The 22,343-nt window shown below is 56.2% G+C and carries 18 protein-coding genes; 13 read left to right on the top strand and 5 right to left on the bottom strand.

Annotation, left to right across the window (positions count from 1 at the left end; genetic code table 11):
- The first annotated feature begins 34 nt into the window (after positions 1-34).
- From EJQ19_RS20390 to EJQ19_RS20370, 5 genes are all read left to right on the top strand, one after another.
- Positions 35-1,012, top strand: coding sequence for an ABC transporter permease (locus EJQ19_RS20390; RefSeq protein WP_126143086.1), 978 nt, complete (start codon positions 35-37; stop codon positions 1,010-1,012).
- Positions 1,013-1,016: 4 nt separating this feature from the next.
- On the top strand, positions 1,017-1,889 hold the full coding sequence (locus EJQ19_RS20385) for a carbohydrate ABC transporter permease (protein ID WP_126143085.1): 873 nt from the start codon (positions 1,017-1,019) through the stop codon (positions 1,887-1,889).
- A 37-nt stretch (positions 1,890-1,926) separates the two neighbouring features.
- Positions 1,927-3,447, top strand: a complete 1,521-nt coding sequence (locus EJQ19_RS20380; RefSeq protein WP_126143084.1) for an extracellular solute-binding protein — start codon at positions 1,927-1,929, stop codon at positions 3,445-3,447.
- Between the two features lie 117 nt (positions 3,448-3,564).
- Positions 3,565-5,937, top strand: coding sequence for an AraC family transcriptional regulator (locus EJQ19_RS20375; RefSeq protein WP_126143083.1), 2,373 nt, complete (start codon positions 3,565-3,567; stop codon positions 5,935-5,937).
- An 18-nt stretch (positions 5,938-5,955) separates the two neighbouring features.
- Positions 5,956-7,431: a sulfatase gene (locus tag EJQ19_RS20370; RefSeq protein WP_126143082.1), complete on the top strand. Its 1,476-nt coding sequence runs from the start codon at positions 5,956-5,958 to the stop codon at positions 7,429-7,431.
- A 34-nt stretch (positions 7,432-7,465) separates the two neighbouring features.
- Here the strand turns inward: EJQ19_RS20370 and EJQ19_RS20365 are convergent, their stop codons facing one another.
- The 3 genes from EJQ19_RS20365 to EJQ19_RS20355 form a co-directional block, all read right to left on the bottom strand.
- Positions 7,466-8,107, bottom strand: coding sequence for a thiamine diphosphokinase (locus EJQ19_RS20365; RefSeq protein ID WP_126143081.1), 642 nt, complete (start codon positions 8,105-8,107; stop codon positions 7,466-7,468).
- Between the two features lie 15 nt (positions 8,108-8,122).
- Complete coding sequence (locus tag EJQ19_RS20360; protein ID WP_126143080.1) at positions 8,123-9,334, bottom strand: chromate transporter; 1,212 nt, start codon at positions 9,332-9,334, stop codon at positions 8,123-8,125.
- A 173-nt stretch (positions 9,335-9,507) separates the two neighbouring features.
- A complete protein-coding gene (locus EJQ19_RS20355) occupies positions 9,508-9,741 on the bottom strand; it encodes a hypothetical protein (protein ID WP_126143079.1) in 234 nt (77 codons plus the stop codon).
- A gap of 179 nt (positions 9,742-9,920) precedes the next feature.
- Between EJQ19_RS20355 and EJQ19_RS20350 the strand changes: the two genes are divergently transcribed.
- On the top strand, positions 9,921-10,655 hold the full coding sequence (locus tag EJQ19_RS20350) for a DUF554 domain-containing protein (RefSeq protein ID WP_126143078.1): 735 nt from the start codon (positions 9,921-9,923) through the stop codon (positions 10,653-10,655).
- On the opposite strand, the gene EJQ19_RS20345 is transcribed toward EJQ19_RS20350, so the two are convergent.
- A complete protein-coding gene (locus EJQ19_RS20345; RefSeq protein WP_126143077.1) occupies positions 10,652-11,353 on the bottom strand; it encodes a response regulator transcription factor in 702 nt (233 codons plus the stop codon). The genes EJQ19_RS20350 and EJQ19_RS20345 overlap by 4 nt on opposite strands.
- A 323-nt stretch (positions 11,354-11,676) precedes the next feature.
- Between EJQ19_RS20345 and EJQ19_RS20340 the strand changes: the two genes are divergently transcribed.
- Together EJQ19_RS20340 and EJQ19_RS20335 are read left to right on the top strand one after the other, a co-directional pair.
- Positions 11,677-12,600, top strand: coding sequence for a GGDEF domain-containing protein (locus EJQ19_RS20340; RefSeq protein ID WP_126143076.1), 924 nt, complete (start codon positions 11,677-11,679; stop codon positions 12,598-12,600).
- 164 nt (positions 12,601-12,764) lie between these two features.
- The gene (locus EJQ19_RS20335; RefSeq protein ID WP_126143075.1) at positions 12,765-14,402 is read left to right on the top strand and encodes an S-layer homology domain-containing protein; all 1,638 of its coding nucleotides are present in this window, start codon (positions 12,765-12,767) and stop codon (positions 14,400-14,402) included.
- A gap of 626 nt (positions 14,403-15,028) precedes the next feature.
- On the opposite strand, the gene EJQ19_RS20325 is transcribed toward EJQ19_RS20335, so the two are convergent.
- Positions 15,029-15,946 carry a LysR family transcriptional regulator gene (locus EJQ19_RS20325; protein ID WP_241243011.1) on the bottom strand — a complete coding sequence of 306 codons (918 nt, stop codon included), beginning with the start codon at positions 15,944-15,946 and terminating at the stop codon, positions 15,029-15,031.
- A 203-nt stretch (positions 15,947-16,149) separates the two neighbouring features.
- On the opposite strand from EJQ19_RS20325, the gene EJQ19_RS20320 reads away from it, so the two are divergent.
- From EJQ19_RS20320 to EJQ19_RS20300, 5 genes are read left to right on the top strand one after another with little or no spacing between them, the layout of a single operon-like run.
- Positions 16,150-17,490: an LLM class flavin-dependent oxidoreductase gene (locus EJQ19_RS20320; protein WP_126143073.1), complete on the top strand. Its 1,341-nt coding sequence runs from the start codon at positions 16,150-16,152 to the stop codon at positions 17,488-17,490.
- A 19-nt stretch (positions 17,491-17,509) separates the two neighbouring features.
- Positions 17,510-18,841, top strand: coding sequence for an LLM class flavin-dependent oxidoreductase (locus EJQ19_RS20315; protein WP_126143072.1), 1,332 nt, complete (start codon positions 17,510-17,512; stop codon positions 18,839-18,841).
- A 17-nt stretch (positions 18,842-18,858) separates the two neighbouring features.
- On the top strand, positions 18,859-20,493 hold the full coding sequence (locus EJQ19_RS20310) for an ABC transporter substrate-binding protein (RefSeq protein ID WP_241243010.1): 1,635 nt from the start codon (positions 18,859-18,861) through the stop codon (positions 20,491-20,493).
- Between the two features lie 21 nt (positions 20,494-20,514).
- Positions 20,515-21,438: an ABC transporter permease gene (locus EJQ19_RS20305; protein WP_126143071.1), complete on the top strand. Its 924-nt coding sequence runs from the start codon at positions 20,515-20,517 to the stop codon at positions 21,436-21,438.
- A 21-nt stretch (positions 21,439-21,459) separates the two neighbouring features.
- Positions 21,460-22,341, top strand: coding sequence for an ABC transporter permease (locus EJQ19_RS20300; RefSeq protein ID WP_126143070.1), 882 nt, complete (start codon positions 21,460-21,462; stop codon positions 22,339-22,341).
- Positions 22,342-22,343 lie beyond the last annotated feature (2 nt).

The raw sequence follows: 22,343 nt of genomic DNA, 5'->3' as shown, positions 1-22,343 counted from the left end.
CAAACCGATTCATCGAGAGCAAGGAGGGGCATTTATGGCATACCGCAATGGGCAGCATAGCGCGGCAGCCCCATTTTCAGCGAAAAGGCAATCTAAACTTCGCCTGAGCAAAGGGCTGCTTTACACGTTCAAAAGAGACAAATATTTATACCTGCTGGCCGTGCCGGGCGTTTTATTTTTTATCATCTTCAAATATTTACCGATGTGGGGCATCGCCATTGCCTTCAAGGATTATTCGCCGTACCAAGGGTTCCTCGACAGTCCGTGGGTGGGCTTTGAGAACTTTCACCGGCTGTTTACAAATCCGGACTTTTTTCATCTGTTTCGCAATACGTTGGCGATCTCGCTGATGAGCTTGTTCCTGTATTTTCCGATTCCGATTATGCTGGCGATCCTGCTCAACGAATTGAAGAACGAAATTTTCAAAAAGTTAATCCAGACGATTATCTACATGCCGCATTTTCTATCCTGGGTCATTATTGTCGGCATCTCGTTTCTGCTGCTTTCGCAGGGCTCCGGGATCATTAACAAGCTGCTCGTCGCCGGCGGGTTTCCGGCCATTGAATTTCTGACGAGTCCGAAGCTGTTCTGGCTGCTGCTCACGGCGCAAAACATTTGGAAGGACGCGGGCTGGGGCACGATCCTGTTTCTTGCCGCGATAGCGGGCATCGATCCGCAGCTCTATGAAGCGGCAAAAATGGATGGCGCAGGCCGATTCCGCCAAATGTGGCACATCACATTGCCGTCAATCCGCAACGTCATCGTCATTCTGCTGGTGTTGCGCATCGGGCATATGATGGACGTCGGCTTCGAGCAGGTGCTCCTCATGATGAACGGCGCCGTCTCCAGCGTTGCGGACGTGTTCGACACGTACGTGTATCGCATCGGAATTCAGCAAGGGGAATTCAGCTACAGCACGGCTGTCGGCTTGTTCAAGTCCGTGACCGGCCTCATTCTGGTCGTGATCGCGAACAAAGTCGTCAAGAAGCTGGGCGAGGAAGGGGTGTATTGACCGCATGAAACCGACCAAAGCCGACCGCACCTTTACCGTTGCGAACGTAATTCTGCTCTCGATCATCGGGATCGTGACCTTGTTTCCGCTTTACTATGTCTTCGCGGTATCGTTCACAGCAGCAGACGAGTATATCTCCAAAGGCTTTGTCCTTTTTCCGCAGCATTGGAGCATCATGTCGTATCGCTATATTTTTTCGACCAAAGCTTTTGTTAGCGCCATCGGCGTCAGCGGCTTTCTAGCGATTGTAGGGACGCTGATCTCCATTCTGCTCACATCGAGCTTCTCGTACACCTTGTCCCGCAAAAGGCTCAAGGGCCGCAGAGTGCTGCTGCTCCTGGTACTGCTGACCACGCTGTTCCAGGCTGGCATCATTCCGGATTACCTCCTTGTAAAGCAAATGGGGCTCATCAATTCACTCTGGTCCTTGATCATCCCGGTCATGACGAGCGGTTGGTATGTGCTCCTGATGAAGGGCTTCTACGATAGCATTCCGGATGCGCTGCAGGAAGCGGCAACGATTGATGGCTGCAACGAGATCGGCGTCTGGACGAGAATTATTCTCCCGCTGTCGATTCCGTCGATGGTGGCGTTTGGGCTCTTTTTCGCGGTGGGGTACTGGAATACGTTCTTTAACGCGATGCTCTACATCAACGACTATCACAAATGGCCGCTCCAGATGCTCCTGCGCAACATGATTGTCGATTCCTCCACAGCCATGGGAGGCTCGATGTCGCAGGGCAGTGACCTGCAGCTGCCAAGCGAAACGATTAAAATGGCGGCGGTCGTCGTGGCCACCGTGCCGATTTTGTTGGTCTATCCATTCCTGCAAAAGCATTTTGCCAAAGGAGCCATGATCGGCTCCGTGAAGGAATGAGACATACTATAATAAGCCTATTAGGAGGGTTTGGTCGATGAAAAGAAAAACAAGCGCAGCTGCATTATCCTGCATCATCGGGTTGACGGGGGTGCTGACCGCATGCGGCAGCAAGGAAGAGAAGCCGGCTGCAAGCGCAGCTGCGGACAGCGGCAAGCCGACGGAAATCAGCATTATGTCCGACTACTTCTCCCCGGAGCCGCCGAGCGAGCAGGATCCGATCCGTCTCGAAATTGAGAAGCGCACCAACACCAAGCTGAAAATCGACTGGGTGTCCTCGAACAACTACACGGACAAAACGAATGTTACGCTTGCCTCCGGCGATATACCCGAGCTGCTGCTGCTTCGCGACCCGTTCCAGGCACAGGTGCGGAAAATGGCCGATCAGGGTGCGTTCTGGGATTTGACACCGTACATTAAAGACTACAAGAACCTCAGCGCATATCCGGCGGAAAGCTGGAAAAACACCAGTCTTAACGGTAAAAATTACGGAATACCGTTCGTTCGCCCACTGTACGGCACCGAAGGCATGCCGATCGTCCGCAAAGACTGGCTCGACCAACTCGGGCTCCAGCAGCCGAAGACGCTCGACGACATGTATAACGTGATGAAGGCTTTTACAGAGAAAGATCCGGACGGCAATGGCAAAAAGGACACCATCGGCCTCATCGCTTCTGTCGGTCAAAACAACATGGGGAACCTCGGCTGGGTCGAGTCGCTGCTCAACGGCAACTACGGCAAATGGAAGGAGCAGGACGGCAAGCTGATCGACACGACCTTTGAACAAGGCACGCGCGACGCGCTGCTCTGGCTCAAGAAAGTGTACGGCGAGGGGCTGCTCGCACCGGACTTCCCGACGCTGAAGTCGACGCAGGTGCGCGAAGGCATCACGACGAATAAGGCAGGCATTTTCACAGAGGCGATCAAGCCGACCTGGCTGCTGACAGGCCAGATGCGGGCGACAAATCCGAAGGCCGATCTGCTGGCGCTGCCCTACCTGGAAGGGCCTAACGGCAAATACGCGCCGAAGGGCAGCGGAGCTTACGGGTTCTGGGTCATTCCGAAGACGGTGAAGGAAGACAAGCTGAAGAAGATTCTGGCTTTCATGGATTACGGTGCATCCGAAGAAGGCAGCGTGATGGCGAACTTCGGCTTCAAAGGGGAGCACTACAACGTGCAGGACGGCATGTACCTGTTTACGGAGAAGGCGAAATCGTACACCGGCGTTATCTTCCCGATTTTCCAGAGCACAGACAAATACGCTTTTGCGTACCAAACAGGGATTCCTGCGGATTTCTTAAAGCGTAACATGAGCATTATTGATGAATTGTCAAAAGTGGCAAAAGGGGATCCAGCGGTAGGTTTAACTTCGGACACGTACAACAAAGTCGGTATCGACTACGATAAGCGCACACAGGATTTGAAAATCAAAATCATTCTCGGACGCGAGCCGATCGAGGCGTGGGATACGTACATCGCCGGGCTGAAATCGGATGCGCAGTACCAGAAAATCATCGCGGAATTCAACGACGATTATAAGAAAAGACAAGGCAAATAAGCCGTGATGCGGGGCCGGACACGATTCGACAGCTTGGAGCCTTCCGTCCGAGATGATAAAATGGCCCTATTGTACGGTGCCACGCCAATCATTTTACAGGAAGGGAGAGGGTCTTAGTTGAAGAAGTGGAAGGCCTCTCTTCAGCATATGGGCAAGTTGTCATGGCTTAAACAACGCGTATATCGTAAAAGCTTGCTGATCATTCTGCTCGCCGTCTGCCTGCCGACGATCGTGATCGCCTCCGGGGTGAAGTGGATCGGGACTAAACAGATGGAAAGCATGGTCGCGAGCTCCCGGGACCATCAAGTTGCGCTATCGGCGCAGCGGATGGACGACGCCTTATCGTACCTGGAGAAAATCTCCACGCAGTGGGCGTTCAATCGGGAGTTCGGGGTGAAGCTGAAAAGCTTGGAAACCTTTTACGACTATGAATTTATTCGTAATATTTACACGGATTTGCTGCTGATGAAGGAATCCAATCCGCTTATTGAGCAAGTGTATCTTTACTTGGATCGGCCGGGCGTCGTCTACACGGACAACAGCGGCACCATCGAGCTGAAGGATGCGGATAAGCCGCGTTTTCATCGCTTGCTGAAGGCGGACAATTCGGCGATGTGGCTGCCCGAGTTCGGGACGGTCGGCGCTGCGGGAACGCCGGAGAAGAGCGCGCTTAGCCTGGTCTATCAGCTGCCCGCGGACAGCATCGAGCCCTTCGGCGCGCTGGTCATCTATTTGAAGCCGAGCGGTGTCGCGCAAATGCTGGACGTCTCCAGTCTGGATGAGAACGGGTGGACGTTCGTGATGGACGAGGCAGGAGAGCCGCTGGGCAGCTCCGCCAAATCAGCAGCTATGGCTTACACGCAGCAAGAGGTGCTGGGGCTCGTAGAGGGTACGGCGGCCGGAAAGGGTTCGTTCGTCTACAAAGGCAAGGATGCCAATTATTCCGTATCTTACGCATCGTTTAAAAGGCTGGGCAAGCCCTGGACATTTGTCACGGTGGATTCGTTGGATCAACTGAATTCCCCGGTCATTGCGGCTTCCACCTTCGTGTATGTGCTGGGGTTGATCGGACTGCTCATTGCGGTGGTGACGGCCGTCATCGTCTCGCGCAAGCTGTACCAGCCCATCCGATCGCTGACCACAATGTTCCGCACCGAGGCCCCTGCAGGGCCGGAGGCGTTAGATGAAGTGGCGTTTATCGCGGATGCGTGGAAACGTGTCAACTTTGAAAGCCGTACGCTCGAGCAGCGGCTGGAGCAGCAGATGCCGGCGATGAAGGAAGGCTTCCTGCTGCAGCTGCTGCAGGGCCGGCTGCAATCGGCGAAGCCGGCGGAGCTGGAGGAGCGGCTGCGCGTGTTCGGCTGGGAAACCGAAGGCGTCGGTTATGTGACGCTGGGCATTCGGTTTCACGGCTTGTCCCCGACGAGTGGTCGATTTCAGCAGCGGGACAGTGGGCTTATCTCTTTTGCCGCGGTGAACATTGCGCAGGATATTATGAGGATCAGCCCGTTTCCGTACGAAATTATCAACCTGCACGACCTCTCCATCTGCGTGCTGCTCAGCTGTCCGCAGTACGATCCGCTGGGCGAGCGCGGGGACGAGCTGTACCGGATCGCGGAGGAGATGGCGGGCGTGCTGCACCGCTTTTTACAGACACCGACGACGATATGCATGAGCAAAATGGTGCTGGACGTCGCCGCGATCCCCGAGGCGTGGGAGGAAGTGAACCGAATCGTGCGCTACCGGGATCTCGATGCGCCGAAGCAAGTGCTGAACGCGGAGGACTTCGAAGCGCAGCCGGGCAGCGGTGTGCAGTATCCGTTCGCGGCAGAGCAGGAGCTGCTCCAGGCAATCCGGGATGTGCAGGAGGAGCAGGCGGTGCAGGCGCTCGAGCGGTTCAGCCGTGAGCTGAAGGAGCATACGACGAAGGAATATTTGTTCCAGCAGGGGATGCTGCAGTTGTACGGCAACTTGCAGTTCGGGCTGCTCAAGAACGGCTATAATCCGTTCGAGGAAGAGTCGTTCAGCATCCGGGAGGAGCTGGCGTCCTCGACGGAAATCGGCGAGATGATGGACGTGCTGCGCGAGCGGGTGATCGTTCCGTATATGCAGCGGATTCGGCAGGATTTTGAAAAGCAGGATATCCGCTTGAAGCAGGCGATCTCCAAGGTCGTAGACGAGATTCAGCGCAATTACGCGGCGGATTTGTCGCTCGATCAGTTTGCGGATGAGCATAATCTGACCCCGCTGACGCTAAGCAAAGCATTCAAGAAAGCAACGGGAATCAATTTTATCAACTATTTGACCGATGTCCGTATTCACCGCTCAAAGGAGCTGCTTGCGGAAACGGATTATAAAATCAACGACATCGCGGAAGCCGTGGGGTATCAGCCGACGTATTTCAACCGGATTTTCAAAAAACAGGAGGGCATTACGCCGAGCCAATACCGCGAGCTGACGATGGAGAAAGCCTCGGACACGGAAGATTAGGGGGAGAGGAGCTAACAGATGAAAGCTGTCATGCTGATGTTCGACTCGCTGAACCGGCACATGCTGCCGCCATACGGTTGCGATTGGGTGCATGCGCCGAATTTTCAGCGCTTGTCGGAGCGCACCGCTGTGTTTGACCGCTGTTATGCGGGCAGTCTGCCCTGCATGCCGGCGCGGCGGGATCTGCATACCGGCAGGTACAACTTCCTGCACCGCAGTTGGGGTCCGCTGGAGCCGTTCGACGACTCGTTTGTAGATGAGCTCCGCAAGAATGGGGTGTACACCCATCTGACGACGGATCATAATCATTATTTTGAAGATGGCGGCTCCGCGTACCATACGCGCTACAATTCGTGGGAGTTTGCCCGGGGGCAGGAAGGCGACCCTTGGAAGGGGAACGTGAAGGACCCGAACATTCCGGAGACGCTGAGCGGGCCCAAGCTTGGGGATCTGTGGCGGCAGGACTGGGTAAACCGGTCGTATCTCGATACGGAGGAAAAGCAGCCGCTAGCGGTGACGGTTCGCCGAGGGCTTGAATTTATCGAGCGTAACTGGAACGAGGACCGGTGGTTCCTCCAGATTGAGGCGTTCGATCCGCACGAGCCGTTTTTTACACTGCCGAAGTATAAGGCACTATACCCCCATATGTATACGGGGAAGCATTTTGACTGGCCGGACTATGCCAAAGTGAAGCAAGAGCCGGAAGAGGTGCAGCATCTCATCTACGAGTATGCGGCGCTCGTCTCCATGTGCGATGCGTATCTCGGGCAGGTGCTGGACGCGTTCGACCGTTATGACTTGTGGAAGGATACCCTCTTGATCGTGAATACTGATCACGGCTTCTTGCTTGGCGAGCACGAATGGTGGGGCAAAAACATTCAACCGCTGTACAGCGAAATAGCAAATATCCCGCTGTTCATCTGGGATCCGCGCTCCAAGGCGGTCGGGCGGCGCGAGGCGCTCGTGCAGACGATTGATTACGCGCCGACGCTGCTGGGCTACTTCGGCGTGGCTGCGCCGTCTGCCATGCAGGGGCGGGATCTCGCGGCTGCTGTTGCCCGCGACGCCCCTGTGCGGGAGGCCGCGTTGTTCGGCATCTACGGCGGCCACGTCAACTGCACGGACGGGCGCTACGTGTACATGCGCGCGCCGTCCGGGGAGGACAATGGGCCGCTGTACGAGTACACGCTGATGCCGGCCCATATGCACAGGCTTTTCGATCCCGCGGAGTTCCACGGGATGGAGCTGGCCGGGCCGTTCGGCTTCACCAAAGGCGCGCCCGTCATGAAGATCCGCGGCCGCACGTACCTGAAGCCGAATCAATACGGCACGCTGCTGTTTGACCTCGCCGCGGATCCGAAGCAGGCGCAGCCGCTGCAGGAGGCGGCGACGGAAGCGCGCCTGCTGCAGCAGATGGTGCAGCTGATGCAAGAACATGAGGCGCCGCCGGAGCAGTATGCGCGGCTGGGCCTAGCAAAAACACTCGTCCCTTAGGGGGCGGGTGTTTTTTTTGCACGGGCATGCTCCGCTAGTCCTTGCTCTGCACGACGAGCAGCAGCCCGCTGCGCAGCTCGATCAGGCCCTCCGGCGCCTGCAGCACGTTGCTGATACCGAGGGACATGCCGATCTCGAGCGTGGCCTCGTGCAGCGGATACTGGAAGCCGTGCAGCGTGATGCCCGTCACCTCGAGGCTCAGCGGGAGCAGGGAGAGGTGCGTGTAATTGCCGCGCTTTACGCGCGTGCTGGCGTTGATGACGCGAATCTGGTTATTCGCGTCGATAATGGCGCAGTCCACGCCTTGCGCGAGTCCCTTGCGCAGCAGATGCACGTTCGCCAGAGAGTGGTCGAACCGGGTGCCGAGCGCGCCGAGCAGCAGAATCTCGCGCGGCTTCCGCTCAAGGGCCCAGTTGAAGGCCATTTCCGTGTCGGTCCAATCCTTATTGATCGGGTCGACATCGAGGAAGGCCTTGCTTTTTAGACGAATCAGCGCAAGCTCGTCCCCTGTCACGGAATCGAAGTCGCCCATCGCAATATCCGGCTGGTAGCCGTGCTGGATCAGATAGAGCGCGCCGCGATCCGAGCCGACCAGGAGATCATCGGGCGTGATGATCTCCTGTACCCAATCGCCGAGCGTGCCTCCGGTTACGATAATGATGCGTTGATTATTCATGGATGGTCCCCCAAGTCAAAAAAGTGCGATCACCGTTCCGCAAATCGCTCCTGTTATCACAACCACCCAAGGCGGCAGTTTCCAAAAAACGAGCATCAGAAACAGCAGCGAAGCCAAGACAAAATCAATGGGCGCCAGAATCGCCGTCGTCCACAGCGGATTATACAGTGCCGCTAGCAAGATGCCGACAACGGCTGCGTTGATCCCGATTAATGCGCCCTGAACTTTAGGGCTGCTTCGCAAGGTGCTCCAGAAGGGCAGCGCCCCCACGATCAGAAGAAATGCCGGCAGAAAAATAGCCGCCGTTGCGAGGATCGCTCCTGGAATTCCGCCGATCATTGCTCCCAAGTATCCGGCAAAGGTGAATAACGGACCAGGCACAGCCTGCGCTGCCCCGTAGCCGGCTAAAAAGTCGGCCTTGCTAATCAACTCCGTCGGGACAACCTCTCTTTCCAGCAACGGAAGAACGACGTGGCCTCCGCCAAAAACTAGCGCCCCTGACCGATAAAAGCTATCGAATAAAGACAGCCAGTCCATGGCAACGAATTGTCGAAGCAGCGGCAGCAGAATCAGGAGTCCAAAGAAGACGGCCAAGCATAAAGCGGCAAAGCCGCGGCGAATGGGAACGGATAATGGCGATGTTTCCGGGGGCATTGTTTTTCGATAGATCATCATGCCAACAATGCCCGCAATAACAATAAGCAGGATCTGGCTGACGGCAGACTGCCATAGCAGGGTAACGGATGTGGCCATGATGGCGATCGTCGCTCTGTTGCGGTCAGGAGTCAGCTTTTGCCCCATGCCAAGGATGGCTTGAGCGACAATGGCTACCGCGACGATTTTAAGACCGTGAATCCATCCCGCGCTGCCAATATCAAATCCCTGCAGCAAAAAGGCGAACAGAACGAGGGCAATCAGCGATGGCAGCGTGAAACCAAGCCAGGCGATGATCCCCCCCAGCAATCCGGCGCGAATAACGCCGATACCAATACCGACCTGACTGCTGGCTGGACCGGGCAAAAACTGGCATAATGCGACCAGGTCCGCATAGCTTCGTTCATCCATCCATTTACGGCGGCGTATGTATTCGTCATGAAAATAGCCAAGATGAGCGATGGGGCCCCCAAATGACGTTAGTCCGAGCTTTGTCGATACAGCTAGTACTTCCAGCAGTGCCCGCGGTTTGCTTGTGGGCTTAGATTGGCCAGCAACATAGGTTGTATTCACTTGTTATTCTTCCTCCCTGCCGATCGGAATCCAATATTGATACTACCTGATTAGCTGCGATAGATCAATGGATCGGGAAGGGCTTCCCATACACCGGCAGCGCTCCACATGAAACAAGCCGCCCCCGATAGGACGGGGGCGGCGCTAACCGACGCGAACACTCGCGTCAGCCCTTATGTTCGCGTATCGACACGCTTGCGCATCGGATTCAATTCCGATTGGTCGTGATCGACAACGGCTTCGTCGGCAAAGCCTTGCAGCTTCCACGTTGTCTCTCCCAAAATCAGATCGGCGGGAAATTCATCGCCTCGCTTCAGGACGGCCTCTTGGCCGTTTTCGTTAGCGTAAATGCCATCCGTTTCAACGGTTTCGCCGGTCATCGGGTCCATTTGTTTGTTATTTGACATGCCAGGTCCTCCTTTCCTGTTCCTTCTTCATACCATCCCCATCCCGGGGCGAAATTATGAGGGGCAGGGAAGGGCGCGGTGTGAAGAACGCTCAACTCGATACAGGAGGACAGAATGAAGCGAATACGGTAGAATAGGGAAGGCATGAGAGAGACGCACTCGGGAAAAGGGGAACGAACATGGCATTATGGGGAACGATCGTCAACAGTTTGGCGATCATCATCGGTGGCTTGCTTGGGATGATGCTGCCCCGCATCTCCACATCAATTAAAAACACCGTCATGCAAGGCCTGGGCCTCGCGATAACGGTGTTGGGCATTACCATGGCGCTCAAAACGACGCAAATTCTTATCGTCATCGTGAGCCTTGTGCTTGGCGGCATCATGGGCGAGCTGCTGCGGATTGAGTACCGGCTGGCGCAGCTCGGCGACTGGCTGCAGGACAAGCTGACGAGCGCATCCGGCGGCGGTCGCGCCGCGACTTCGGTCTCGGAAGGCTTCGTCACCTGCACACTTGTCTACTGCATCGGCGCGATGGCCGTTCTGGGTCCGCTGGACGGCGGGCTGCGGCATAATCACGATATTTTATACACGAAAGCGCTGCTGGACGGCTTCCTGTCGATCATCTTCGCCTCGACGCTGGGGATCGGCGTTGTGTTCTCTGCCGCATCGGTGTTCCTCATGCAGGGCACGATTGCGCTGCTCGCGACGTTCATCGCGATGGCGTTCAGCCAGCCGACGCTGGATGCGATGATTATCCAAACGACAGCGGTCGGCGGCGTGTTGGTCATTGGTGTAGGGATAAACTTACTCCAAATTCTAAAAATCAATGTCGCCAACATGCTGCCGGCTATTCTCTTCGCCGCGGCGGCTGAGCCGTTCCTCCATGCGGTACAGTCCTGGCTCCATCCTTAAACGGCGGAACCGTTGAATTTATACCCGACGCCTCGCACGGTAATGATGTAGCGGGGCTCAGCCGGGTTGACTTCGATTTTTTTGCGCAAGTTGCTGATATGAACAATGAGCGTACGGGGGTCCCCCATGCTGTCGAGGCTCCAGATGAGCTCAAACAGATGCTCGATTTTATACACGCGGTTCGGTGTCTTGGCCATCAGGGAAAGCAGGTCGAACTCCTTGGCGGACAACGAGATAGTTCGCCCGTTCACGCGTACGATATGGCTGACAAGGTCGATCTCAAGTCCTGGGAACTTGACAATTTGCGGATCGTCCTGGTGCTGCTCCCGAATCGAATTGCGGCGCAGATGCGCTTTGACTCTAGCTACCAGTTGGCTTGGCGAAAAAGGTTTGGTCATGTAATCGTCGCCGCCCATACTGAGGCCGAGAATAATATCTATATCTTCGCTTTTGCAAGAGATGAACAGAATTGGCGTGTTGCACGTTTTGCGAAGCTGGCGGCATACCTCGATGCCATCCAGGCCAGGCAGTAAAATATCCAGAATGATCAAGTCGGGTTTATGCTCCGTGACCATATTAAAAACGTCGGGTCCATTATTGCAATGGACAACATTATAACCTTCGCGCGCAAGGTAAAGTTGAATTAATTGGACAATTTCTTGCTCGTCATCCACAATTAAAATCGTTTCTCCCGCCATGCAGAAATCCTCCTCAGTAAAGAACAGTTACCTCAAGTAAAGAGCGGTGCCCCGGTCCTCTATGTATTACCTATATTATAGAACGATTGTCCTGCTGATTTCTATCCTTTTATTGACAAAATGTGGCCTTCTTCCACCTCATTACCTGACAATAGGTGCTAAAGTCTTACGAAAACTAACAGCTTACCTCTTAAATGGTGAATATCCGCCACATTTCGACAAAGCTTGATATAAATTTAAGAGAAGCTTTATCATATTTTTATGTTGACGTGCTAAGCTACCACTGACTCTATGTTGTAACATAAGAGGGGGCGACGAAAGTCATGAGTCAGAAGGCTAATTCGAAGTTACAAGGCCATGCCTGGATACAGGAAGATTCATTCGCACGCCAGATTATTGAGCGGTCTTGGGACCTCTATTGTCAATTCGATATCCATGCCAACTTAACATATGCCTCCGATCGGTTTCACGATTGGTTCGGTTTCATACCGACAGAGTTCCAGCAGATCGCCAGGTTCATTGATTCGGAATACCGCGTCGATGTGCAAAAACTCTTTATTCATACCCTGCAGACGCAGGCCAGCAGTAAAATCGAATTTCGGGCGCGATCCTCGATAGACAACGTGATCTGGTTTGAGTGCCTGGCGATTCCGATATGCGACAGCGAGGGCGATCTGGTGCAGATCTGCGTGGGGCTTACGGACATTACGCAGCGCAAAAACCAAGAAAGCCGCCTTGTCGCCATGGCATACCACGACCCGCTTACCGGTCTGCCGAACCGACGGCTGTTCAAGGAGCATTTGCAGCAGTCCTTGCTTCAGGCGAAGCGGACGCTGCGGCCTTTTGCCTTGATGATCGTCGACATTGATGATTTCAAAATCATTAACGACACGATGGGTCACGATGTGGGCGATGCTTTTTTGCAAGCGTTTGTCCGGCGCATTCAAGGATGCCTTCGGGAAGAGGACATGTTCGCCCGCATTGGCGGCGATGAGTTTATGATTTTGCTGCCCGCGGTAGATTGCGATGAGAATGTGAAAGGCGTCGCACAGCGCGTTATTCAAAGCGTGGGCCAGATCTGGGATGTGCTCGACTGTCAGTTTCACGCTACAGTCAGTATGGGGATTACGATGTTCCGGGCCGATCTGACGGAAGTGTCGCAAATGATGAAAGAAGTCGATATTGCCTTATATCAAGTCAAAGGGAAAGGCCGGAATCATTATCGATTTTACCATCCTGCACCTTAATTGGGAAGTATCGGAAGAACCGTTATGAGGTGGACAAGCGTTCACGTTCATGAACGGTTTTTTGGCATGCGCCGGGAAGCGACCAATATTTACTCGTAGCCCATTTGCTAGATTTCTAGGATGATAGAAGGTAGGAAAAAAGCGCGCAAAGGGGATGAACGATATTGAGGAGTAAACGTCATCTGAGAAAATGTATCGTTGTCCTGGCCGCAATCGGTCTCATGTGGAGCGGTGCGAATGTGAATCGACACGAGGTAAAGGCGGAAACGGGCGAGGCGTCCGGGGTTTTTAATATGTCTTACTTATTTGCGGGCGGTCCGAGTACGTATACGGCGCAGGTGGATCGCAGCGGGGAGACGCTGGATGTCGTGTCGCCGAGCTATTTGGTGCTGAATGCGGACGGCAGTTTGAAAATTGACGATAGTCTGCAAACGTCGTTTATCACTGCGATGCATCAGGAGGGGAAACGGGTCGTTCCTTTTTTGAGCAATGAATTCGATTCTGCGATTGGTGCCAAAGCGATCGACAACAACGATGCCCTTGTTACCCAACTGGCTGCCGCTGTCAGCACGTATAATTTGGACGGAGTTCAGATCGACATTGAAAATGTAGACAGCGCCTACCGCGATAAATTCACGGACTTGGTAAAAAAGCTGCGCGAACGCCTCCCGAGCTCAAAGGAAGTCTCGGTCGCGGTGGCGGCGAATCCGACGGGTTCAACCAAAGGCTGGGTCAGCATATTCGATTACAAATCGCTTGCCGCGGTTTCTGACTACTTGATGGTTATGACGTATGATGAGAGTTATCCGGGCGATCCGACGCCAGGGCCTGTGGCTAGTATGTCCTTTGTCGAAAAATCGATTCAATATGCGGTCTCGCAGGCACCGGCCGGCAAAATCGTGCTCGGTGTGCCATTTTACGGCCGCTATTGGAATGGGAACGAAGCGGATAACGGCGCCGGCATTCCAACGAAAATGGTGCCAACCCTAGTCAGTCGATACGGCGGTACGGTGCGCTATGATACAGCGAGCCAGTCGCCGGTGGCGACGTTTACGATCAAAGACACGGACACGCCGACGACGTTGAATGGCAAGCGCTTGCCTGCGGGAAGCTATACCGTCTGGTATGAGAATGAGCAGTCGCTTAAGGCGAAGCTGCAGCTCGTCAGCAAGTATAAGCTCAAAGGCACGGGCAGCTGGAGCCTCAATCAAGAGTCGCCCGACACGTGGAATTATTTTCACCTGTGGGCGGATGGGTTTTATTTTACGGATATGCAGACCCACTGGGCGCAAAAAGAGGTCCTCGCCGCCGCCAACCTGGGCTGGATGCTGGGCGTGGCGACGAATCGCTTCGCACCGGAGGCGAAGCTGACCCGGGCCGAGGCCGCGACGATCATCGTGCGGGCGCTCGGCCTTGACAAGGAGAAGGCGAGCAGCGCCGCCTTCCTGGATGTGTCTGTGACGCACTGGGCGTCACAGGCGATCGGGATCGCGAAGCAGCACGGGCTGATGCAGGGCATCAGCGACAACGTCTTCGCGCCCGATCAAACCATCACGCGCGAGGAGATGAGCATGCTGCTCACTCGCGCGTTGAAGCTGAGCTCGCCGGGCATCGCCGCGGCGAGCAAGTTCACGGACGTGCCGGCTGGAAGCTGGTCGACCGAGGCCATTGCTGCGATGAGCAGCAAGGGGCTTGTCGACGGCTTCGCCGACGGCACGTTCCGCCCGGGCGCGCCGCTGACGCGCGCCGAGATGGCCGCGCTGCTGAGCCGCGCGCAGGCGTTGTTCGCCGCCGCGAAGTGAGGCGGCGCGGGTGTGATGCCGCGCGCGAAGGCGTGCGCGCTGGTGGTGTTTACGAGGCCCTCCCTTTGGGGAGGGCCTGTTGGTGTTGCCCCGCCTGAGGCATCCGGCGGTAGTGAAGAGCAGCTAGTTTGGCGGAAGGTGCGGCCATGGGGGCGTGCGGCAGTTACAGTAACAACGAAAATTTGGGCTAACATTCGGCATCTCTATGCGCCCGAGCCTTCGAAGAAAATGTAAGCGTATGCAACCCCTCTTATTTGACAGAAAAGCGGAGAAATCTCCAATTTAAGGGGGGCAACCCCCTCTTAATTATCCGGTTTACCCCGAAAATGGCGGGTTGAGGGGGAAATAAGAGGGGCTAGCCCCTCTTATTTCAAGCGAAACCGCCCAAAATCCTAAAATAAGAGGGGTTTCCCCCTCTTAAAGATAACCGCAGAGCCGGGACGAGCGGCGTCCACGCCAGCTCCTTGCAAGTAGCTCGTGCGCGGCCGTCGTCCCGCGCCAGCTCCCTACAGGCAACCGCCCCCCGCCGTCCGCCCACTACGCGCGGGTTGCTGCGATCCGCGCCACCGCTGCGCTTCCGCGTCCACCGCCCGCAACCGCGCAATCCCGCGGCGTGCGCCGCACCCTCACCCCGCGGCGCCCCGCAGCCGCTCGCGAAAAATCGCGACGAGTTTCTCCGTCGCGAGCGACACGGGGCTGCCGGCCGGCTTGCGCAGCAGGCCGGTCATGAGGCCGTCGCCGAGGTCGGCGATCGGCCTCAATATCGTGCCCGGCGGGCTAGGCGTCGCGGTGATGACAGGCACGACGGCGATGCCGAAGTCCGCCTGCACATAATATTTGAGCGCCGCCATGTTGCCGATCTCCATCGCGGCGTAGGGGCTGCCGCCGTGCTCGAGCAGGGCGCTCTCCAGCTTTTGCCGGTACGGGCACAGCGTATTCGTAATGAGCAGCTGCTCATGCTGCAGGTCGCGCAGGTAGATCGTGGGCTTCTCGGCCAGCGGATGCGCTTCGGGCAGCAGCAGCGCCAGCTGTTCCACGAACAGCGGCTCAAAGGTGTGCTCGAGGCCGGAAGCCGGCGTCGAGCAGATCGCCATGTCGATGCTGCCTTCGTGCAGCATGGTGCCGAGCACCGTCGTGTTGCCGATGTGAATGCTGATTTTCACTTTGGGATGATGCCGCAAAAAGGGGCCAAGCAGCTCCGGCAGCCGATAGCTCGCTGTCGGCTCCATGACACCGAGCCGGATGAGGCCGGCCTCGCCTTTGACGAGCTCATCCATCGATGCTTGCAGCCAGTCGTAGTCTTTGAGCAGCAGGTCGGCGTTCTGGTGAAACAGCCTGCCGGCTTCGGTGAGCGACAGCTTTTTGCCGCGTTCGAGCAGCTTGACGCCGAGGTCGCTTTCGAGCTTCTGGATGTGCATGGTCACCGTCGATTGACCGTATTGCAGCTCCTCCGCGGCGCGTTGAAAGCTGCCGAGCTTGATGATCGTTTGAAAAGTTTTAATCGTACGAATGTCCATGGCATCCCCTTCCTCTCCGTTCGTCAACTTCCAATGGGAAAGTCTTACATCTTATTGTATCGTCTATCATATCACGAATTCAAATTATTCCAAGTGGTTTACTCATATATTCATAAAAACTGAATTGAACGTTCACCTTTTTGAATTGTACAGGAGAAGAATCCTGCATTATGATAAATAACATTAAGTTTATCGGAATTATCAAATTAAATTTACGGAGGCGAAGGAAGATGAGCAAAAAAGTAAAGCAACTGAAATTAGGAGCCATGATTCACGGGGTTGGCGGAGGTTGGGAAGACTGGAGACACCCGGACGCACAGCCCGACGCGAGCACGAATTTCGGCTTCTACAAGCAGCAGGCGCAGACGGCTGAGGCCGGGAAATTCGATTTTGCCTTCATCGCCGATAGTGTACATATCACAGAAAAGTCTAGCCCGCACTACCTGAACCGCTTTGAGCCGCTGACCATTCTGTCAGCTCTGGCGGCTGTAACGAAACGGATCGGTCTCGTCGGGACGGTGACGGTGAGCTATAGCGAGCCTTTTACGGTGGCAAGGCAGTTCGCCTCGCTGGATCATATCAGCAAAGGCCGCGCCGGCTGGAACGTGGTCACGTCCTGGCTGTCCGGCAGCGCGAACAATTACAGCCAAGATGAGCACCCGCCGCATGAGAAGCGGTACCGCATCGCGCAGGAGCATCTGAATGTGGTGAAGGGGCTCTGGGATTCCTGGGAGGACGACGCGTTCATCCGCGACAAGGCGACGGGGAAGTTTTTTGATCCGGCGAAGCTGCACACGCTGAATCACAGAGGGGAATTTTTCTCGGTGCAGGGGCCGCTGAACATCTCCCGCTCGAAGCAGGGGCAGCCGGTCATTTTCCAAGCGGGGACGTCGGAAGACGGACGTAATTTTGCAGCGAAAAATGCGGACGCCATCTTTGTCGGCCATGAAAATATCGACGAAGCGAAGGCGTACTACGCTGATATTAAGCGCCGGGCGGCAGGTTTCGGGCGCAACCCGGACGATTTGTCCGTCCTGCCGGGCATCCGCCCGATCATCGGGCGCACGGAGGAAGAGGCGGAGCGAAAGTACCTCGAAACGGTGAACCTTGTCTCCATCGAAAAAGCGATTATCGCGCTCGGCCGGCCGTTCAATGATCACGATTTCAGCGTGTATCCGCTCGACGAGCCATTCCCGGATCTTGGCGATCTCGGCGCAAACAGCCAGCAGGGGGGCTCCGAGAAAATCAAACGCTACGCGAAGGAGCACAATCTGACGCTGCGCGAGACGGCGCTCCGTTTTGCCACACCGAAAGGAAATTTCGTCGGCACGCCGGAGAAAGTCGCGGATACGATCCAACGGTGGATCGAAGAGGGCGCATCGGACGGCTTCATCATCGGCGTGGGCATCCCGGGGGCTTTGCAGGATTTTGTGGAGCTGGTGGTGCCGATTCTGCAGGAGCGCGGCTTGTATCGCACGGAGTACGAACACGACACGCTGCGTGGTCATCTTGGCCTCGAAGTGCCGGTGAACCGCAACAGTCAAGCTGCCGCCATTCAGACGGCAAACTAATCGAGGAGGCTGCATAACCATGAGCAAAAAGAGACAATTAAAACTGGGTGCCACCCTGACAGGTGTAGGCACTTCCAAATATACATGGCGAAATCCGGAAATCCCGGGCGATGCGAGTGTGGATTTTGACTATTATGCGGCTCAGGCGCAGCAGGCGGAAGCCGGGAAGTTTGACTTTGTGTTCATCGTCGACAGCACGTACATCACCGAGCAATCTGCGCCGCACTATCTGAACCGGCTGGAGCCTCTGACCTTGCTGTCCGGACTGGGCGCCGTAACGGAGAAAATCGGTCTGGTGGGGACGCTGACAGCGTCCTTCACCCAGCCGTTTACCGTGGCGAGGCAGTTCGCCTCGCTGGATCACATCTCCGCCGGGCGCGCCGGCTGGAACGTGGTCACGACCGGGCTGGAAGGCGCAGCGCGCAACTACAGCAAGGAGAAGCATTACCCGCACGACGAACGCTACCGCATCGCGGAGGAGCATCTGGAGGTCGTGCGCGGGCTGTGGGATTCGTGGGAGGACGATGCCCATGTGCGCGACAAGGAGACGGGCGTGTTCTTCGACCCGAGCAAGCTGCATGCGCTGAACCACAAAGGCAAGTACTTCTCCGTGCAAGGGCCGCTGAATATCGCCCGCTCGAAGCAGGGGCAGCCGGTCATTTTCCAGGCGGGCGGGTCGGAGGACGGTCGCAATCTGGCGGCGAAGAGCGCGGATGCGATTTTTACAGGGCATGAATCGATTGAGGAAGCGAAAGCTTTTTACCAGGATATTAAAAAGAGAGCTGCCGCTTACGGCCGTGCCAGCGAAGAGATTCTCGTGTTCCCGGGCATCGGGCCGATTATCGGCCGCACGGCGGAAGAGGCGGAAGCCAAGTACCAGGCGATTGCCGGGCTCGTGACGCTGGAGGACGCGCTGGATCAGTTGGGCCGCCCGTTTACTTATCACGATTTCAAGCAGTACCCGCTGGATGAGCCGTTCCCGGATCTCGGCGATCTCGGCAGCAACAGCTACCGCAGCGCGACCGATCGCATCAAACGCATCGCGAAGGAAGAGAAGCTGACGCTTCGGCAGACGGCGCTTCGCTTTGCGACGCCGCGCAGCAGCTTTGTGGGCACACCGGAAAAGATCGCAGATACGATTGAGAAGTGGTTTGAAGAAGGGGCGGCAGACGGCTTCATCATCCATTCCGGCGTGCCGAATGCGCTCAAGGATTTTACGGAGTTGGTCGTACCCATTCTGCAGGAGCGCGGGTTATTTCGCCAGGAGTATGAAGGCGACACGCTGCGCGATCATTTGGGCTTTGAATTCCCAGTAAACCGCTATACGAAACAGAGATTAGCCCAAGGCTAAGAGATGAGGGACGGATGATGAAAAAGAAAATAGGTACGATGTTCGGCACTCTGCTGCTAGCTTCCTTTCTGCTCGCCGCTTGCGGTGAGACGGAGAAAGTGAAGAATGCCGCCGCCCCCGCGCAGGGGACGGTTACGCCAGGCGGCGAGCTCGTCTGGGCGTTAGCGGGGACGATTACGAACGATAGCTTGGATGCGCATAAAGCCGGCTTTGCTCCGACGACGCGGGTCATGCGCTCGCTGTATGACAGCTTGATCGTGGAGCTGCCGGATCACACGTTCCAGCCATGGCTGGCGACGTCTTGGGAGCTGTCCCCGGACAAAAAGAGCTACACCTTCCATCTGCGCAAGGATGTGAAATTCCACGACGGCACGCCGTTTAACGCCGAGGCCGTCAAATTCAACTTCGACCGAATCGTCGACCCGGCGACCAAGGCGTCAAGCTCCTTGAACGAGATGGGGCCGTACCAGTCGACGGACGTGATCGACGAATTCACGGTGAAGGTGAATTTCAAAACGCCGTTCGCGCCCTTCCTGAGCAATGCGGCGAAGGTCGATCTCGGCTTCGTATCGCCGGCCGCCGTGAAGAAATACGGCGACGCGTTCCCGCAAAATCCCGTGGGGACGGGGCCTTTTAAACTGGTCAAGATCACCCCGAGCTCCCAAGTAGAACTGGAGAAGAACCCGGATTACAACTGGGGTCCGGCGAACGCCAAGCATCAGGGACCGGCCTATCTCGATAAATTGACGGTGAAATACGTCGACGAGGAAGCGACGCGCGTGAGCGTGCTGCAGAGCAAGCAGGTGCAGGTGGCGGACATTATCCCGCCGCAAAACCTCGTAGCCCTCAAAGCGGACAAAAACTTTAACGTCCAGGAGACGGAGCTGCTGCAAGCAAATTTTACCCTTTATCTGAACATTCAAAAGGCGCCGTGGAACGATCTCGCGATTCGGCAGGCGTTCCGCTCGGCACTGGATATTGACGGTGCGGTCAAAACGATCTATCTCGGCACTTCTAAGCAGGGCTGGTCGCCGTTGTCGCCGCAGCAATTCGCTTATACACCGTCGAAGGAGAACGCGTATAAGCAGGACGTAGCGAAAGCGAATCAAACACTGGATGCCGCCGGCTGGGTGAAGGGAGCTGACGGTTACCGGGCCAAAGACGGCAAACGGCTGACCGTGGAAGTCATCGATACGCAGGGCAACCGGGAAAAGCGCCTGGATCTGATTGCAGTATTCACGCAGCAGCTCAAACAGGTAGGCATCGAGCTGAAGGTGATCTCTCTGCCATCGGGCACGTACACGGACCGCCGCAACAAAGGCGATTACGATCTGATTGCCGGCAGCCAGTTCTCGGGCGACCCGGACGTGCTGCGCCAGCTGTACTCCACGAAAGGGCCGTCGAAGCAGAACAACATTGCCAAAACGAATGACCCGAAGCTGGATGACTTGCTAGAGCAGGGCTATCTGGAGACCGATCCGGAGAAGCGGAAAGAAATCTACAAGCAGGCGCAGGAGTACATCATCGATAACGTGTACGGCATACCGACTTACGTCTTCAACTACTCGGTGGCGTCCACGAAAGACGTGCACGGCATCACGTTCGATTCACCGGCATGGCCTGTCTTCTACGATGCATGGATTCAAAAATAAGGAGACGAGGGGGCGTCACGTTTGCTGAAATATATGCTGAACAGGCTCATCGTCTCCATCCCGGTCATGATCGGCTCGCTGACGCTGGTGTTCCTGATCATTCACTGGCTGCCCGGTGATCCGGCCCAGATGATTGCGGGTGAGGATGCGGCGCCGGAGCGGATTGCCTACCTGAGGCAGCAGTTCGGGCTGGATCGTCCGCTATGGGAACAGTATGCATCGTATCTGTGGAAAAGCATGCAGGGCGACTTCGGCCATTCCTTCGCCAACAGCCAGCCGGTTCTCGACCGGCTGCTGGCCCAGCTGCCGGCTACGCTGTCGCTGGCTCTGTTCAGCACCATTTTCGCGGTGATTGTCGGGCTGGTGCTGGGCGTGCTCTCAGCGGTGTACCAGAATCGCGTGCTGGACTACATCGTTCGGGTCATCTCGCTGCTCGGGGTGTCCATGCCGAAGTTCTGGCTCGGAATTTTGTTGATCCTCGTGTTCTCGGTGCATTTTCAACTGCTTCCCGCGATCGGGAACGGCAGCTTCAAGCAGTTGATTCTCCCATCGTTCGCCTTGGGCGTGACAGGGGCAGGGATGCTGACGCGCATGGTGCGCAACAGCGTGCTTGAGGTCATCCACGAGCCGTTCGTACTGACATTGCGGGCGAAGGGGCTGCCGGAGAAGCTGGTGCTGTACAAACATGTGCTGCGGAACGCGCTATTGCCTGCGGTCACGATCCTTGGCATTCTGGTCGGCGAAATGCTATCGGGCGCGGTGGTGACGGAGACGGTGTTCTCCCGGCAAGGCCTTGGCAAGTTAGTTGTGGATGCCATTAATCAAAAAGATATTCCCGTCATCCAGGCGGCGATTCTCATTACCAGCGTGTTCAATATTCTCGTGAACCTGCTAGTGGATATGTCATACTCGTATGTCGACCCTCGCGTGCGCAGGGCGGGATAACGATGAAAGGAGAGGGTGGAGATGCTGTTTAACTCGGTTACGACGGAGCCGTTGGTGCGCAAAAGGGAGACGCTGCTGAATGTCCGCTGGTTTCGGTTGAAGAGGTTGCCTTTATCGAAAATGCTGCTGTACGGCTCATACGCAGTCCTCGCCTTCCTAGTGCTGTGCGCATTGGTGCCTTCGTGGATTGCCCCTTACTCGCCGACGAGCATGCTGACCGACCAACTGCTGCAAAAGCCCAGCTTGTCCCATCCGCTTGGTACCGATCAGTTTGGCCGCGACATCTGGACGCTGGTTATCTATGGAAGCCGGCAATCGCTCATCATGGGCGTCGTTTCCGTCGGCACGCTGCTGGGTCTCGTTGCCGGGTATTGGGGCGGCGTGGTGGATTCGCTGTTTATGCGGTTTAACGATATTTTGATGACCATTCCGGGCATTTTACTGGCGATTGCGATTTCCGTTGCGCTGGGGCCCAGCTTCTTCAATGTGATTCTCGCGATTAGCGTAGCCACCATTCCAGGCAAAGCGAGGGTCGTCCGCAGCCAGGTGATGGCGATTCGCAATCGGCCCTTCATTGATGCGGCCCGCGCGGTCGGGACATCGCATCTGGAAATTATGGTGCGCCATATCTTGCCGAACTGCTTTTCGCCGCTGCTTGTGATGATGACGATTGGGGTCGGGAGCTCGATTCTGGTCGGAACCGGCCTCAGCTTCCTCGGTCTCGGGGTGATCAAGGAGATTCCGGACTGGGGCTACATGCTGTCCCAAGGGCGCAGCTATATGACGGTGGCATGGTGGGTGGCGACGTTCCCGGGCCTCGCGATTACGCTCTTGGTCATTGTCGTGAATCTGATTGGCGACGAGCTGCGCGACCGCATGGATCCTAAGAAATCGAGGGCGTAGAG

Source organism: Paenibacillus whitsoniae (assembly GCF_003955665.1).
Lineage (GTDB): Bacteria > Bacillota > Bacilli > Paenibacillales > NBRC-103111 > Paenibacillus_E > Paenibacillus_E whitsoniae.
Note: the sequence above shows the minus strand (reverse complement) of the source record. Positions and strands in the feature narration are given on the sequence as shown.